The organism is Bradyrhizobium sp. GW821-FHT13H06, assembly GCF_058803975.1.
The window spans coordinates 1-16,915 of record NZ_JBXAPN010000002.1 but is presented as its reverse complement, the minus strand read 5'-3'; the positions used below and the strand labels follow the sequence as shown (position 1 = coordinate 16,915).

11 protein-coding genes are annotated in these 16,915 nt (G+C 64.9%); 8 read left to right on the top strand and 3 right to left on the bottom strand.

All coding sequences use genetic code 11. The features are described 5' to 3' along the window. The first annotated feature begins 100 nt into the window (after positions 1–100). The 4 genes from AC1RQP_RS06870 to AC1RQP_RS06855 are packed head-to-tail and all read left to right on the top strand — an operon-like array spanning position 101 to position 4,699. Complete coding sequence (locus AC1RQP_RS06870; RefSeq protein ID WP_492936401.1) at positions 101–754, top strand: ABC transporter ATP-binding protein; 654 nt, start codon at positions 101–103, stop codon at positions 752–754. Beyond that, entirely contained in the window at positions 751–3,213 is a 2,463-nt protein-coding gene (locus AC1RQP_RS06865; RefSeq protein ID WP_492936400.1) for an FtsX-like permease family protein, read from the top strand. The genes AC1RQP_RS06870 and AC1RQP_RS06865 overlap by 4 nt, the downstream gene beginning before the upstream one ends. Next, complete coding sequence (locus AC1RQP_RS06860) at positions 3,203–4,285, top strand: lipocalin-like domain-containing protein (protein WP_492936399.1); 1,083 nt, start codon at positions 3,203–3,205, stop codon at positions 4,283–4,285. Before AC1RQP_RS06865 ends, AC1RQP_RS06860 begins: the two co-directional genes overlap by 11 nt. Positions 4,286–4,312: 27 nt before the next feature. Further along, complete coding sequence (locus AC1RQP_RS06855) at positions 4,313–4,699, top strand: MAPEG family protein (RefSeq protein ID WP_492936398.1); 387 nt, start codon at positions 4,313–4,315, stop codon at positions 4,697–4,699. Between the two features lie 97 nt (positions 4,700–4,796). Here AC1RQP_RS06855 and AC1RQP_RS06850 read toward each other — a convergent pair whose 3' ends face one another. From AC1RQP_RS06850 to AC1RQP_RS06840, 3 genes are all read right to left on the bottom strand, one after another. Next, positions 4,797–5,987, bottom strand: a complete 1,191-nt coding sequence (locus AC1RQP_RS06850; RefSeq protein WP_239628108.1) for an ABC transporter substrate-binding protein — start codon at positions 5,985–5,987, stop codon at positions 4,797–4,799. 305 nt (positions 5,988–6,292) lie between these two features. Then, positions 6,293–9,457 (bottom strand): efflux RND transporter permease subunit, encoded by a 3,165-nt coding sequence (locus tag AC1RQP_RS06845; RefSeq protein ID WP_492936397.1) that lies wholly within the window; start codon positions 9,455–9,457, stop codon positions 6,293–6,295. Further along, the gene (locus AC1RQP_RS06840; RefSeq protein ID WP_492936396.1) at positions 9,454–10,659 is read right to left on the bottom strand and encodes an efflux RND transporter periplasmic adaptor subunit; all 1,206 of its coding nucleotides are present in this window, start codon (positions 10,657–10,659) and stop codon (positions 9,454–9,456) included. Before AC1RQP_RS06840 ends, AC1RQP_RS06845 begins: the two co-directional genes overlap by 4 nt. A 494-nt stretch (positions 10,660–11,153) precedes the next feature. Here AC1RQP_RS06840 and AC1RQP_RS06835 point away from each other — a divergent pair, with 494 nt between their 5' ends. From AC1RQP_RS06835 to AC1RQP_RS06820, 4 genes are all read left to right on the top strand, one after another. Continuing rightward, on the top strand, positions 11,154–12,308 hold the full coding sequence (locus tag AC1RQP_RS06835) for an iron-containing alcohol dehydrogenase (RefSeq protein WP_492936395.1): 1,155 nt from the start codon (positions 11,154–11,156) through the stop codon (positions 12,306–12,308). Between the two features lie 18 nt (positions 12,309–12,326). Next, on the top strand, positions 12,327–13,877 hold the full coding sequence (locus tag AC1RQP_RS06830) for an AMP-binding protein (RefSeq protein ID WP_239628115.1): 1,551 nt from the start codon (positions 12,327–12,329) through the stop codon (positions 13,875–13,877). A gap of 207 nt (positions 13,878–14,084) precedes the next feature. Next, positions 14,085–15,683 carry an ABC transporter substrate-binding protein gene (locus AC1RQP_RS06825; RefSeq protein WP_239628117.1) on the top strand — a complete coding sequence of 533 codons (1,599 nt, stop codon included), beginning with the start codon at positions 14,085–14,087 and terminating at the stop codon, positions 15,681–15,683. Positions 15,684–15,725: 42 nt separating this feature from the next. Continuing rightward, entirely contained in the window at positions 15,726–16,673 is a 948-nt protein-coding gene (locus tag AC1RQP_RS06820; protein ID WP_194390406.1) for an ABC transporter permease, read from the top strand. Positions 16,674–16,915: the final 242 nt, after the last annotated feature.

Genomic DNA, 16,915 nt, shown 5'->3' with positions numbered 1-16,915 from the left:
TCTTGGAAGCTAACAACGGCTTTGGAGCCAACGCAACGGGCATTTCCGCAGCGAGTGTGCTACGCAGCAATTGTGTCAATTCCGTCCGGCGCCATTCATCGTGCTGAGCATCCGAAATCTTTCCAAGACGTTCTCCTCGGCCGGCGAGCCGGTCCATGTGCTGCGCGGCGTCGATCTCGACCTCAGGCACGGCGAGCGCGTCGCACTGACCGGCGAGTCCGGCAGCGGCAAGAGCACATTGCTGCATCTGATCGCGGGGCTCGATGCCGCCGACGGCGGCACGATCCGGCTGGAGGAGATCGAGGTCACCAAGCTGTCGGATGCGGGACGCGCCAGCTTGCGGCGGGATCGCATCGGGCTGGTCTTTCAGCAATTCAACCTGATCCCGAGCCTCTCGGTCGCCGACAATCTCGCCTTCCAGGCGCGGATCGCCGGCCGGCATGATGGGGCCTGGATCAAGGAGCTTGTCGAGCGGCTCGGACTCGGCAGCCTGCTCAAGCGTTATCCAGAGCAAATATCAGGCGGCCAGCAACAACGGGTCGCGATCGGCCGGGCCCTGGCGACAAAGCCCTCGCTGCTGCTCGCGGACGAGCCGACCGGCAATCTGGACGAAGCCACCGCCGAGGACGTGCTGGCGCTGACGCGCGACCTCGTCGCGCGTACCGGCTGCGGCTTCCTGATGGTGACGCACAGCCTGCATCTGGCTGCGACCCTCGACCGTCACCTCACCCTGCATGCGGGACGCATCGCATGAGGCGCGCGCTGTGGATCCTCGCCGTGCTGCTCAGCCATTGGCGGCGTCACAAGATGCAGTTCGCCACGCTGCTGATCGGGCTGATCGCAGCGACCGCGCTGTGGAGCGGCGTGCAGGCGATCAACCAGCAGGCCCGCAATGCCTATGACCGTGCCGCGGCGACGTTCGGCGGCGTGCGCACGGCGATGCTGGTGGCGCCAAAGGCCGCAACCTTTTCCCAGGAGCTGTTCGTCAAGCTCCGGCGCGCGGGCTGGCCGGTCTCGCCGGTGCTGGAGGGGCGGGTCCAGATCAACGGGCGCTCGGTGCGGCTGCTCGGCATCGAGCCGGTGACGCTGCCGGCCGATGTCGGCAACGCGCCGCGGCTCGGCGCCTCGGATCTGAGCAGCTTCGTTGCGCCGCCGGGCCGGACGCTGGTGGCGCGGGAAACGCTGGCCGACTTGCGCGAGGCGGAAGGCGCGGCGCCGGCGATCAGCAATGGCGCAAGGCTGCCGCCGCTGCGCGTGCTGCCGCAGCTCGTGCCCGATGTGCTCGTGGTCGACATCGGCGTGGCACAGCGCCTCCTCAACAAGCCGGATCAGGTGTCCCGGCTCCTGATCGGCAAGCTGAAGGGCAAGCCGGCGCCGCTGGCCAGCGTCGTTGGCGAGCAGTTGCAGCGGGTCGAGCCGGATGCCGAGACGGAGCTTGAGCATCTCACCGACAGTTTCCATCTCAATCTCACCGCGTTCGGCCTGTTGTCGTTCTTCGTCGGCCTGTTCATCGTCAACTCGGCCGTCGGCCTCGCCTTCGAGCAGCGGCTGCCGATGCTGCGGACCTTGCGCGCCTGCGGCGCCTCGGCGCGGCTGGTCAACACGGTGCTGGTGATCGAGCTGGTGGCACTGGCGCTGATCGCCGGCCTCATCGGGCTCGCTTGCGGCTATTTCATCGCGGCTGCCCTGCTGCCCGACGTCGCCGCATCGCTGCGCGGGCTCTATGGCGCGCAGATTCCGGGGCAGCTCAGCCTGCGAAGCGAATGGTGGCTCGCCGGCATCGGCATCAGCGTTGCCGGCGCGCTGGTGGCGGCCGCAACGAGCCTGATCAAGGCGATCAGGATGCCGGTGCTGGCAACCGCCCAGCCGCGCGCCTGGCAGCAGCGGCAACGCCGCTGGCTGGTCCTGCAGAGCTGTGCGGCCTGCGCCGTGTTCGCGGTCGCCCTGTTGCTGCTCCACTACGGGCAATCGCTGATCGCGGGCTTCGGCGTGCTTGCGGCGCTGATGCTCGGCGCGGCGCTGATCCTGCCGGCCTTCCTCGACATCATCCTGCTCGCCGGCCAGCGCGTCGCGCGTGGCCCGCTTGCGCTGTGGTTCTGGGCGGACAGCCGGCAGCAGCTTTCCGGATTGTCGCTCGCGCTGATGGCGCTGCTGCTCGCGCTCGCCGTCAATGTCGGGGTGTCCACCATGGTGGAGACCTTCAGCCGCACCTTCATCGGCTGGCTCGACGGGCGGCTCGCCGCCGACGTCTACATCAGCGCGTCCGACAATGCGCAGGGCGTTGCGATCCGCAACTGGCTGAAGGAGCGCAGCGACGTCCAGTCGATCCTCTCGGGCGGACGTGCGGAAGCGCAGATTCAAGGCCAGCCGGTCGAGCTGCTGGGCCTGCCCGATCACGCGCTCTATCGCGAGCGCTGGCCGTTGCTGCAAGCTGCGCCCCGCGCCTGGACCCGTCTGGTGCCGGGCAATGCCGCCTTCATCAGCGAGCAGTTGAGCCGCCGACTGAATGTGCGCCTCGGGGACGTGATCGAAGTGCCGGCGCCGGGCGGCACCTGGGAGCTCGACATCGTCGGCATCTATGCCGATTACGGCAATCCCAGGGGGCAGCTTGCCGTGAATGTCGCGGCGCTGATCCGGCAGTTTCCGCAGACGCCGCAGACGCGGATGGGCCTGATCGTCGCAAAGGAGAATATCCCCGGCCTGATCGCGGCCCTGCAGAAGCAGTTTGCGCTCGACGACCGCAGCGTCGCCGACCAGGCGACGGTGAAGGCGGAATCGATCCGCATCTTCAACCGCACCTTCGCCGTGACCTCGGCGCTGAACGCCTTCACGCTCGGCGTCGCCGGCATCGCGCTGCTGACCAGCCTGCTGACGCTGGCGAATTCCCGCCTGCCCCAGTTCGCCCCGCTTTGGGCGATCGGCGTCACGCGGCCGCGCCTTGCCGCGATCGAGCTGACCAAGACGCTCTCGGTCGCATTGTTCACGTCCCTGCTGGCGGTGCCGCTCGGCCTCCTGGTGGCGTGGTGCCTGATTGCGATCGTCAATGTGAAGGCATTCGGCTGGCGACTGCCGTTCCACGTGTTTCCGCTGCAATTGGTCGAGTTGGTCGTGGTGGCACTGCTTGCTTCGCTGGTGGCCGCCTTGCTGCCGATGCTGCGGCTGGCGCGGATGCAGCCGGCGACTCTCGTCAAGGTGTTTGCCAATGAGCGCTGACCGGATCTCGCGGCGCACGTTCGCCGCCGGCATCGCCGCCCTCGCTCTCGCGCGGCACGCCGACGCGCAGGGCTATGCCGGGCTCGGCGAGACCGCCGACGGCTTTGCGAAGGTCACGCCCGGAAGGACATTCACCTTCCCCGCCGATCACGGGCCGCATCCGGAGTTTCGCATCGAGTGGTGGTATCTCACGGCAAACCTGGTCGATGGCAGCGGCGCGGCCTGCGGCCTGCAATGGACACTGTTCCGCCAGGCCGCGCAGCCGGGTCCACAAGGCGAAGGCTGGACCAATCAGCAGGTGTGGATGGCGCATGCAGCGGTGACACGGCCCGACACCCACCGCTTCAGCGAAACGTTTTCGCGCGGCGGCGTGGGGCAGGCCGGCGTGACGGCCAAGCCGTTCGATGCCTGGATCGACGACTGGGAGATGAAGGGCCTTGAACGCACCGACGATCGCACACTGGCACCGCTGACGCTGAAGGCGTCCGGTACCGATTTCAGCTACGCATTGACACTGGAGGCCGATCGTCCGGTGGTCCTGCAGGGCGATGGCGGCTACAGCCGCAAGTCCGAGCGCGGGCAGGCGTCCTACTATTACAGCCAGCCGTTCTATCGCGCGCGCGGCACGCTCACCATCGACGACAGGCCGGTCGACGTCTCGGGCCAGGCCTGGATGGACAGGGAGTGGAGCAGCCAGCCGCTCGATGCCGACCAGACCGGCTGGGACTGGCTGTCACTGCATCTCGCATCCGGCGACAAGCTGATGCTGTACCGGCTGCGGCAGAAGGACGGCAAGGATTATCCGTTCGGCAACTGGATCAGCGCTGCCGGCGAGACGCAGATGATTGCGGGAGGCGACATCCAGATGATGCCGAGCGCCACCGCGGATGTCGCGGGACGCAAGCTGCCGGTGGAATGGCAGATCGCGATCCCCTCGCGATCGTTCTCCATTGCTTGCAAGCCGCTCAATTCCAAGGCCTGGATGGGGACCGGCTTCTCCTATTGGGAAGGGCCGATCAGCTTTGCCGGCTCGCATGACGGCGTTGGCTATCTCGAGCTGACAGGGTATTGAAGCGCGACCTCTTCGAAGGGACTAGCGATGTATCATCTCACCGCCCTCGTCACGCTGCTCGCGATTGCGTTTTACTTCTTCACCTGCATCAACGTGTCGCGCTCGCGTACCGCAACCGGCGTCAAGGTGCCGGCGATGTCGGGCCATCCGGATTTTGAACGCGCGTTCCGCATCCAGATGAACACGCTGGAATGGATGCCGATCTTCCTGCCGGCGCTTTGGCTGTTCGCGATCTACATCAGCGACGCCATCGCGGCGGGCATCGGCGTGGTCTGGATCATCGGGCGCGTCGTCTACTTCGTGGGCTATTCCATGGCGGCGGCCAAGCGCGGCACGGGTTTCGCGATCCAGGGCATCGCCGCCATGGCGCTGTGGGTGGGAGCGCTGGGGGCGGTGGTGTTGCGCATGGTGTGAGAGGCGGGAGGCCGCAACATACTCGGTGTCGTCCCGGACAAGCGAAGCGCCGATCCGGGACAACGGCGGAGTGCGCAGTGGCAGCCTTGCCTCTTCCCTACTTCGTCAGCGGACAGCCGCTTTCCTTGGCGGTGAAGAAGGCCTTGTCGCCGGGGACGGTGGCGAGCAGCTTGTAATAGTCCCACGGCTTCTTCGATTCCGAGGGCTTCTTGACCTCGAACAGATACATGTCGTGGACCATGCGGCCGTTCTCGAGCACCTTGCCGCCTTGGGCGAAGTCGTCGTCGACCGGCAGCTCCTTCAGCTTCTTGGCGACGGCATCCGGATCCTTGGTGCCGGCCGCCTTGACCGCCTTGAGATAGCTCAGCGTCGCCGAATAGGTGCCGGCATGGATCATGCTCGGCATCCGGCCGGTGCGCTTGAGGAAGCGTTCGCCGAGATTGCGCGTCTTGTCGTTGAGATCCCAGTAATAGCCTTCGGTCAGCACGAGACCTTGCGCGGCCTGAAGGCCGAGGCCGTTGACTTCGGCGAGCGTCATCAAGAGGCCCGCGAGCTTCTGGCCGCCGGAGACGATGCCGAACTCGGACGCCTGCTTGATCGAGTTGGTGGTGTCGAGGCCGGCATTGGCGAGGCCCACGATCTTCGCCTTCGAGCTCTGCGCCTGGAGCAGGAAGGAGGAGAAGTCCGAGGAGTTGAGCGGCACGCGCACCGAGCCGACCACCTTGCCGCCATTGGCGGTGACGATCTCGCTGGTGTCCTTCTCCAGCGCATAGCCGAAGGCGTAATCCGCGGTCAGGAAGAACCAGGTGTCGCCGCCGGCCTTGGTCAGTGCGCCGCCAGTGCCGACGCCGAGCGCGCGGGTGTCGTAGGCCCAGTGAAAGCCGTAGGGCTGGCAGGCATCGCCGGTGAGACGCGAGGTCGCGGCGCCGACGACGATGTCGATCTTCTTCTTTTCCTTGGAGAGCTCGTGGATCGCAAGCGCGACCGAGGAGGTCGTCAGCTCCGTGATCATGTCGACGTTCTCGACGTCGTACCAGCGCCGCGCGATCGAGGCGGCGAGGTCCGGCTTGTTCTGATGGTCGGCTGTGACGAGCTCGATCTTCTGGCCGAGCACCTCGCCGCCGAAATCCTCGATCGCCATCCTGGCCGCTTCGACCGACCATTTGCCGCCGTAGTCGGCATAGACGCCGGACTGGTCGTTGAGGATGCCGATCTTGACGCCTTGCGCCGAGACCGGCGCGGCGAGCAACACGGCCGACGCTGCGGCGACCAAAAATGCTGATTTCATTCGTTAAGCTCCCAGTAGTTTTCTGTTTTGAAATCGCGCGGATATTAGTGAAGAACGCCGCGCGTGCCCATCCGTTTCGTGTTGGTCGTTAGTATGGGATTCTGCTCGCCACGTTCTCCGCGGCGTCCCGGACAAGCGCGCCTTAAGCGCGCGCAGATCCGGGACCCATAGCCCCAGGGAAGGGTTTTGGCGAAGACTCGGAGTTGCCGCTGCCCGCGCCAAACCACTCCCTGTGGTTATGGATCCCCGCGTTCGCGGGGATGACAGCGATGGGTGTGGAGACGGCTATGGCCATAGGGGCAGCGTCAGGCGGCCACCTCCGGCTTCTTGTCCCGCCGCCCCTCCGCGAGGTTCCGCACCACCACGTAGAAGATCGGCGTGAACAGAAGCCCGAACAGGGTGACGCCGATCATGCCGAAGAAGACGGCAACGCCGACGGCCTGCCGCATCTCCGAGCCGGAGCCGCTGGAGATCACCAGCGGCAGCACGCCGAGGATGAAGGCGAACGACGTCATCAGGATCGGCCGCAGGCGCAGGCGGCAGGCCTCGATCACGGCCTCCAGCCGCGGCTTGCCCTCGTTCTCGATGTCGCGCGCGAACTCGACGATCAGGATCGCGTTCTTCGCCGCCAGTCCCACCAGCACGACGAAGCCGATCTGCGTGAGGATGTTGACATCCTGGCCCATGATGCGCACACCGATGGTGGCGGCGAGCAGGCACATCGGCACGATCAGGATCACCGCGAAGGGCAAGGTCCAGCTGCCATATTGCGCGGCCAGCACGAGATAGACGAACAGCACGCAGATCGGGAACACGTAGAGGCCGGCGTTGCCGCCAGTGATCTGCTGGTAGGACAGGTCCGTCCACTCGAAAGTGAAGCCGCTCGGCAGCGTGTCGTCCGCGAGCTGCTTGATGGTGTTCAGCGCGGTGGTCGAGCTTACGCCCGGCGCCGGTTCGCCCTGAAGTTCCGACGCCGCATAGAGATTGTAGCGCGCCACGCGGTCGGGGCCGGACACGTCCTTGAACTCGACCACACTGCCGAGCATCACCATGTCGCCATTGGCGTTGCGCGTCCGCAATCGCGCGAGATCGCTGGGCTCTTTCCGGAACGGGAAGTCCGCCTGCGCGGTGACGTGGTAGGTGCGGCCGAACAGGTTGAAGTCGTTGACATAGGTCGATCCGAAATAGGTCTGGATCGTATCGTTGATGTTGGAGATGGGCACGCCCAGCTTCTGCGCCTTGGTGCGGTCGATGTCGACGAAGAGCTGCGGCGTGTTGGCACTGAACGGCGAGAACACCGTCGGAGCGAGCAGCAAGGGCGATTTGCGCGCCGCCGCGACGAGCTCGTCGGTGGCCGCGGCGAGCAGCTCAGGCCCGCGACCCTGGCGGTCCTGGATACGGATGGTGAAGCCGCCGCCGGTGCCGATGCCGGGCACGGCCGGCGGCGGAATCACGATGATGAAGGCGCCCTGGATCGCGGCCAGGCGCTTGCGCAGCTCGACCGTGATGGCGTTCGCAGACAATCCCTTCTTCATCCGCGCCTCAGGCTCGTCGAACACCGGAAACAGCGCGGCCGCGTTGCCGGCCTGCGTGCGCGTAGCGCCGGAGAAGCCGGCGAAAGCGGCAACGCGGATGATGCCCGGCGTATCCAGCGAGATGCGCTCGATCTCGCGGACCACCTCGGTGGTGCGCGCCAGCGAAGCGGCGCCCGGCAATTGCACCGATATGATGACATAGCCGCGATCCTGCGCGGGGATGAAGCCCTGCGGGGTGGTCACGATCAGCCAGCCGGCGCTGCCGATCAGCACGACGTAGATCAGAAGCATCACGACGGAGTGGCGGATCACGAAATTGGCGAGGCCCGCATAGCCGTGCGCCAGACGGTCGAATACGCGGTTGAACACGCCAGTGAAGGCGTTCCAGCCGCGCGCGATGACATTCCAGGCGGCCGGCGGACGCTTCTCTTCGTGCGGCGTGAGGATCTGCGAGGCCAGCGCGGGAGACAGCGTCAGCGAGCAGAAGCAGGAGATCGCGGTCGCAACGGCAATGGTGACGGCGAACTGCTGAAAGAACTGCCCGGAAATGCCGCCGAGGAACGCGGTCGGGACAAACACCGCACACAGCACCAGGGCGATCGAGACCAGCGCGCCGCCGACCTCTTCCATCGTCTTCAGCGCCGCATCGCGACGACTGAGTCCGCGCTCGAGATGGCGCTCGACGTTCTCGACCACGACGATCGCGTCATCGACCACGATGCCGACGGCGAGGACGAGCCCGAACAGGGTCAGATTGTTGATGGAGAATCCGAGCGCCGCCATCACCGCGAATGTGCCGACCAGCGAGACCGGGATCGCGATGATCGGAATGATCGCGGGCCGCCATCCTTGCAGGAATACCAGCACCACGACGACCACAAGCAGCATGGCTTCGTAGATTGTCTTGATCAGCTCGTGGACGGACTGGGCGATGAACTCGGTCGGATTATAGCCGATGTTGTAGTCGAGACCTTTCGGAAAGCTCTCCTTGAGCTTCGTCATGGTGTCGGAGATGCTCTTGGCCGTCGCGAGCGCGTTCGATCCGGGCCGCTGGGTCACCAGCATGGCGACGGCCGATTTGCGCAGCAGGAAACTGTTGGTGGAGTAAGCGAGTGCGCCGAGCTCGATGCGGGCGACGTCGCGCAGGCGCACCGTGCGGCCGTCGGAACCGGCCTTGATCAGGATGTCCTCGAACTGCTTCTGGTCCTTCAAACGTCCGGTGAAGGTGAGGTTCGGCTGGAAGGCGCGGTCCGCGATCGGCGGCTCGGCGATCTGGCCGCCGGCGATCTGGACGTTCTGCGCGCGGATCGCGGCCAATACCTCGGCCGAGGTCAGGCCGAGATTGGCGATTCGATCAGGGTCGAGCCACAGCCGCATCGAATAGTCGCGCGCACCGAAAATCTGGATGTCGCCGACGCCGTCGATGCGCAGCAGCTGGTCGCGGACCTGAAGCAGCGCGTAGTTGGATATGTAGAGCTGGTCGAAGGTGTCGTCCGGCGACAGCATGAACACGACCATCAGGATGTCGGGCGAGTTCTTGCGGGTGACGACGCCGTTGCGCTGCACCTCGTCCGGCAGTTGCGGCTGTGCAATCGCAACGCGGTTCTGCACCAGCACCTGGGCCTTGTCGAGATCGGTGCCGAGCTTGAAGGTGACGGTGATCGTCAACTGTCCGTTTGAGGTCGCCTGGCTGTAGAGATACAGCATGTCCTCGACGCCGTTGATCTGCTGCTCTATGGGAGCCGCGACCGTATCGGACACGGTCTGCGCCGAGGCGCCGGGATATTGCGTGGTGACGACCACGGTGGGCGGCACCACTTGCGGATATTCGGACACCGGCAGCGTGGTGTAGGCGAGCGCGCCGACGATCAGCAGCACAATCGACAGCACCATCGCCAGGATGGGCTGGTTGATGGAGAGGCGGCCGAGATTCATGACTTGCCACCGGCCGGGGTTTGCGCGGTCTGCGGGGCGACCTTGGCACCGACGCGGGCGCGCTGGATGCCGCTGACGATGACGCGATCGTCCGGCTTCAGCCCTTCACGGATCACGCGCAGGCCCTCGTCAAGCGGCCCGAGCACGACAGGGCGCGCCTCGACCGTATCGTCAGGCTTCACCACGAAAACGATCTTGCGGGACTGGTCGGTCGCAACAGCGGCGTCCGGAATCAGCAGCGCCTCATAGGGCGCGCTGGCGATCAGGCGGACGCGGCCGAACTGACCGGGCAGGATCGACAAATCGGTGTTCTTGACCACCGCGCGGCTGCGCAGCGTTCCCGTGGAGACGTCGAGGCGATTGTCGAGGAAGTTGATGGCGCCTTCGTGAGACGGCTTGGTCTCGCCGGCGAGAGACACTTGCACCGGGTTTGCCGTGTCGCGCGAGCTCGGGCGACGGCCTTCGAACCACAGCTTGCTGTATTTGATGAACGTTGCCTCATCCATGTCGAAATAGATGTAGATCGGATCGAGTGTCACGATGGAGGTCAGAAGCGTCGACGTTCCGTTGTCGCTACCCTGCACGAGATTGCCGGGGCTGACGAGATGGCGGCTGACGCGGCCGGTGAGCGGCGCCGTCACATGCGTGAATTCGATGTTGAGCTTTGCGGCCTTCAGCGCTCCTTCCGCCTGCATCTCGGCCGCATGCGCGGCCTGCAAGGCCTGGCGGCGCTGATCCACCACCTGTTCGGAGACGGCACTGGTCTGCACCAGGCTGAGGCCGCGATCGAGCTCGCGCTTGGCGAGCTCCACTTTGGCCCGTGCATCCGAGAGCTGGCCCTCCGCCTGAGCGGCCACCGCCTCGAACGGGCGCGGGTCGATCACGTAGAGCAGATCGCCCTGACGCACGATGGCGCCGTCCGTGAACTCGACCGAGTTGACGAAGCCGCCGACGCGCGGCCGCACCTGCACCTCCTCCACCGCCTCGAAGCGGCCGGTGAACTCGTCCCAATCGGTGACGGTGCGCTTGACCGGTTGGGCGACCGTCACCTGCGCCGGCGGCGGAGCGCCCGCTTGCGAGGTCGGCTGTCCGCAACCGGTGAGCGTGAATGAGGCGGCGAGAAGGCCGACAATGCCATAATGGCGTGGCTGAACGAAATCGTGCCTTTTGACAAGTCGCTCGCTTCCGTCCGGTGCAGTCATCCCAGGTCCTCGCATCAAAGCCGCGCAAAAAGCAGGGTACGCGCCTACCCGCGGGCGACACAAGATGGGTGGAGTTGATGAAATCTTCAAGACGACGAAACGCGCAATGCTCGGCGAGATGTCCTAACCGGATGACGGGTTGACAGGGAGAGGGTCGCGGCATCGTGCGGTCGGTTGATGGATGCCACATCGAAGGTGCCACCCTCCTCTGGAGGGCAGGGCAATCGCATTTGAATATTGCAGAGGTCGTCATGCCCGGGCTTGTCCCGGGCATCCACGTTCTTTGTGCTGCGTGGAAAGGCGTGGATGGCCGGGACAAGCCCGGCTATGACGCTGTGGAAACAGTCGGTACCCATAGCCACGTCTCATATGCGATAGCCCTGCCCTGGAGGGGGAGGGTAAGAAACGGCCAGCGTCTTCGCACATGACGGATGCCGGCCGCTCGGCTAGATTAACCCCACAAAAACAAGACGAATTGTCCGGGGAGGACAGGCGTGCACCAGGGACGTGTCGTTTTCGGCGCGATCGAGGAGGTCGTGTTCGGCCATCCGGCGGCTGAAGCCATCGTCGCGCAGATCGACCGGCTGGGAACGCGCCGCGCGTTCCTGATGGTTTCGGGCACGCTGAACCGGCAGACCGACGAAATTGCGAAGATCACGCAGGCGCTCGGCGAGCGCTGTGCCGGCCTGTTCGACGCCATGCCGGCGCATACGCCGCGTGAGGCGGTGATCGCGGCGACCCAGGCGGCGCGCGAGGCGGGCGCCGACCTCATCGTCACCGTGGGCGGCGGCTCGATCACCGACGGCGCCAAGGCGGTCCAGCTCTGCCTCGCCAACGGCATCGATGATATTGAAGGCATCGAGCGCATCCGCGTGCACAAGGGCGTCGCGCCCGAGATGACCGCGCCAACAGTGCGGCAGATCAGCGTACCGACCACGATCGCCGGCGGCGAGTTCAGCGCGATCGCGGGTGTCACCGAACGCAGTACACATGTGAAGCAGATGCTGCGGCATCCGCTCATCGTGCCGCGTGCGACCATCCTCGACCCCGCCATCACCGTGCACACGCCGGAATGGCTGTTCCTGTCCACCGGCATCCGCGCCGTCGATCATTGCGTCGAGGCGATCTGCTCGCGCGAGACGCATCCCTATGCCGACGCGCAATCGGTGAAGGGACTCGCCATGCTCGCCGATGCGCTGCCGCGGGTGAAGGCCAATCCTGCCGATCTCGACGCGCGGATGGACGCGCAGATCGGCACCTGGCTGTCGATGGGCGCGCTCGCAGCCGGCGTGCCGATGGGCGCGAGCCACGGCATCGGTTACGTCCTGGGCGCGGCCTTCGACGTGCCGCATGGCTACACCTCGTGCATCATGCTGCCGGCGGTGATGCGATGGAATGCGCGCGACAATGCCGAGCGCCAGATGATCGTCGCGGCCGCCATGGGCTATCCCGGCCACGATGCCGCCGATGTGCTCGATGCCTTCATCCGCTCGCTCGGCATGCCGCGCAGCCTCGCTGACGTGCGGGTGTCGCCGCAGCATTTCGATGCCATCGCCGAGCAGGCGATGCGTACGAACTGGATTCCACGTAACCCACGCAGGATCGATGGCCCCGCCGACGTGCGCGAAATCCTGCTTCTTGCCGCCTGATCGAAAGCCGGAGGATCGATGTATACTGGTACGCATGCCCGCCTGCGCCCGCTCCAGCCCGCCTTCATCATGGCGGCGACGGGCGAGACCGTCACCTATCGCGAGCTCGAGGCACGCAGCAATCGGCTGGCGCATCTGCTCCGCAGGCACGGCTTGAGGCGGCTCGATCACTACTCGATCTTCATGGAGAACAATTCGCGTTACCTGGAAGCCTGCGGCGCGGGTGAACGCGCCGGGCTCTACTACACCTGCATCAACTCCTTCCTGACGCCGGGCGAGCTCGCCTATCTCCTCGTCAACAGCCAGTCGAAGATCCTGATCACGTCCATGGCCAAGCTCGACATCGCGCGCGAGGCGATCAAGGCCTGCCCCGACGTCAAGCTCTGCATCGTCGCCGACGGCCCCGGTGAGAGCGAACGTATCGTCGGGCTTGCGGAGGTGACTGCCGAGCTGCCCAGGACGCCGATCGCCGACGAGTGGCTAGGTACCGCCATGCTCTATTCGTCCGGCACGACGGGACGGCCGAAGGGCATCTTGCGGCCCCTGCCGGAAGAGCCGCCGCGGCACAATCTGCCGCTGTTCGATTTTCTGACGAAGCTTTGGCGCTACCGGGAAGGCATGGTCTATCTGTCGCCCGCACCGCTCTATCACTCCGCCCCGCAGGCTGCCGTGAACCTCACGATCCGCATGGGCGGCACCGTGATCATCATGGAGAGTTTCGATCCCGAGCGTTACCTCCAACTCGTCGAGCAATGGGGCATCACCCACACGCAGCTGGTGCCGACGATGTTCTCGCGCATGCTGAAGTTGCCGGAGGAGGTGCGTGGCCGCTACGACCTTTCCTCGCTGGAGATCGCGATCCACGCCGCCGCACCCTGCCCGGCCCTGGTCAAGGACGACATGATCAAATGGTGGGGACCGATCATCCACGAATATTACGGCGCGACCGAGGGCCTCGGCTTCACCGCCTGCAACAGCGAGGAATGGCTCGCCCATCGCGGCACGGTCGGCAAGGTGCTGCTCGGCGATCTCCACATCCTGGATGAGAACATGCGGGAATGCCCGACCGGCACACCGGGCCAGGTCTGGTTCAAGACGGCAACGCCGTTCGAATATTTCAACGATCCGGAGAAGACCAAAGAGGCGCGCTCGGCCGACGGCAGCATGAGCACGGTCGGCGACGTCGGCTATGTCGACGCCGACCGATTCCTGTACCTGACTGACCGCGCGACCTTCATGATCATCTCCGGCGGGGTGAATATCTATCCGCAGGAATGCGAGAACCTGCTGATCACCCATCCGAAGGTTGCCGACGCGGCCGTTTTCGGCGTGCCCAATGCCGATCTCGGCGAAGAGGTGAAGGCCGTGGTGCAACCTGTGCCGGGTGTGGTGCCGGGGCCGGCTCTGGCCGAAGAGCTGATCGCGTTCTGCGCAAAATCGCTGTCGCGGCAGAAGGTGCCGCGCTCGGTCGATTTCGAGAAGGAGTTGCCGCGGCTGCCGACAGGGAAGTTGTACAAGCGGCTGCTGCGGGATCGGTATTGGGGGAACAAGGCGTCCCGGATCGTGTGAGGGCACGCGCCGCAAACAACAGCTGCACAATGCGCCAGGAGCCGCCTCTTCGCACCTGCACTCTCGCATCAGGAGAGAGAAGCCCCGCGGCCATCCGTCATCCGAATTGTCGAGGCGTCCTGCGGCCTTGCGGGTTGCCTCGCTGCACGCGCCTCGCTATCGTCTGACAAACAGGCCGCAAAAGGCCGTTGTCCAGGGAGGATGAGCATGCGGAGCGTGTGGGCGCTCGCCGCAATGGCGGCGCTATCTGTGCTGACGACCTCGACCGCCACGCTCGCCGGCGAGTCCAAGCAGGGCGGTGTCCTGCGGATGTATCACCGCGACAGTCCCGGCAATGCTTCGATCCACGAAGGTGCGACCTACTCCCTCAACGTTCCCTTCATGCCGGTGTTCAACAACCTCGTCATCTACAAGCAGGACGTGGCTCAGAACAGCATGGACAGCATCGTCCCCGACCTTGCCGAGAGCTGGGCCTGGGTGAACGACAACAAGACGCTGACTTTCAAGCTGCGCCAAGGCGTGAAATGGCACGACGGCAAGCCGTTCACCTCGGCCGACGTCAAATGCACCTTCGACATGCTGATGGGCAAGGCGCAGCAGAAATTCCGGCAGAACCCGCGCAAGTCCTGGTACGATCAGGTCGTCGACATCTCGACCAACGGCGACTCCGAGGTCTCCTTCAATCTGAAACGGCCGCAGCCCTCGCTGCTGGCACTGCTCGCCTCGGGCTACACGCCGGTCTATCCCTGCCACGTCTCGCCGGCGGAGATGCGCACCCATCCGATCGGCACCGGCCCGTTCAAGTTCGTCGAGTTCAAGGCCAATGAGTCCATCAAGCTGACCCGCAATCCCGACTATTGGCGCAAGGGCCGGCCCCATCTCGACGGCATCGAGTTCACCATCATCCCGAACCGCTCGACCGCGATCCTCGCCTTCGTGGCCGGCAAATTCGACATGGCCTTTCCGACCGAGGTGACGATCCCGCTGGTGAAGGACGTCAAGTCGCAGGCGCCGAACGCGATCTGCGAGATCGCGCCGACCAATGTCTCGACCAACATCATCGTCAACTCGTCTTCGCCCCCGTTCGACAATGTCGACATCCGCCGCGCCATGGCGATGGCACTCGACCGCAAGGCTTTCATCTCGATCATGTTCGAGGGCCAGGGCGACATCGGCGGCACCATGCTGCCGCCGCCGAACGGCCTGTGGGGCATGCCCAAGGAGATGCTGGAGACCATTCCGGGCTATGGCTCCGACGTGAAGGCCAACCGCGAGGAGGCGAAGAAGCTGATGCAGAAGGCCGGCTACGGGCCGGACAAGCATCTCGCCGTGAAGGTCTCCACGCGCAACATCCCGATCTATCGCGATCCCGCGGTGATCCTGATCGACCAGCTCAAGAACATCTACATCGACGGCGAGCTCGACGTCGTCGAGACCGCGAACTGGTTCCCGAAGGTCGCGCGCAAGGACTACATGATCGGACTCAATCTGACCGGCAACGCCGTGGATGATCCCGACCAGTCGTTCTACGAGAACTATTCCTGCGGCTCGGAGCGCAACTACACCAATTACTGCAACAAGGAGATCGAAAAGCTGTTCGACGTGCAGTCGCAGGAGACCAATGTCGAGAAGCGCAGGAAGCTGGTCTGGGACATCGACAAGAAGTTGCAGGAGGACGTCGCACGGCCCATCATCTTCCACAGCCGCATGGGCAGCTGCTGGCAGCCCTACGTGAAGGGCATCACCATCATGACGAACAGTTCCTACAACGGCTATCGCTACGAGGACGTGTGGCTGGACAAGTAGCGCAGGCCGCGGACGGCTGACGGGCTCGACGGGAGGCGGTGGATGTTTGCCTATCTGGTGCGGCGCCTGTTCCTGATGCTCGTGACCCTGTTCGGGATCTCGATCGTCATCTTCTTCCTGCTGCGCATCGTTCCCGGCAACATCGTCGATATCCTGTTCGCGGCCGCCGGCTATGTCGATCCGGCCGACAAGGCCAATCTGGAGAAGGAGCTCGGCATCGACCGGCCGCTGATCGTGCAATATTGGCACTGGATCAGCGGATTCCTGCGCGGCGATCTCGGCTACTCCTACGTCTCGGAAAAGCCGGCGCTGCAGGAGATCCTGCCGCGGATCCCGATCACGGCGCGGCTCGCCGGCCTCGCGCTCTTGTTCTCGGCATCGATCGGCATTCCGCTCGGCGTCATCAGCGCGGTGAAGCAGGGGACAAAGCTCGACTACGCGCTCCGCGTCGTCAGCCTCAGCGGATTGTCGCTGCCCTCGTTCTGGCTCGGACTCCTGATCCTCACCGCATCGGTGGCGATGTTCGGCCAGATGCCGATCTTCAATCCGAATCCGCAGACCTGGCTCGAAGCATTCGCGACCTACGCCGTGCCGGCGGCCGCCGTCGGTTTCCGCAGCGCCGCGCTGACCATGCGCATCACCCGCTCCTCGATGCTGGAGGTGCTGCGGCAGGACTATATTCGCACCGCCCGCGCCAAGGGCGCCTCCGAAGCGGCGGTGAACTATCATCACGCGCTGAAGAACGCGATCTTGCCCGTCATCACCGTGATCGGCATCGAGGCGGCGTTCCTGATCGGCGGCCTGATCGTCACCGAGACGGTGTTCAACATTCCGGGCGTCGCGCGCTTCCTGGTCGAGGCGATCCGCTGGCGCGACTATCCGATCGTGCAGAATCTCGTGATGTTCATCGCGGTCGTGGTGGTGTTCGCGAATTTCACCGTCGACATGCTCTACGCGGTGTTCGACCCGCGCATCAGATACACGGATTAGCCGCATGATTTATTCTCACAAAGCGTGTGCGCTCTCCTTCACCTCTCCCCGCCTGCGGGGAGAGGTCGGATTGCGCAGCAATCCGGGTGAGGGGGACTCTCCGCGAGCCCAACTCTCACCTCCCCTGCGGAGAGTCCCCCTCACCCCAACCCTCTCCCCGCAAGCGGCAGGGCAATCGCATTTGAATATTGCAGAGGTCGTCATGCCCGGGCTTGTCCCGGGCATCCACGTTCTTTGTGCTG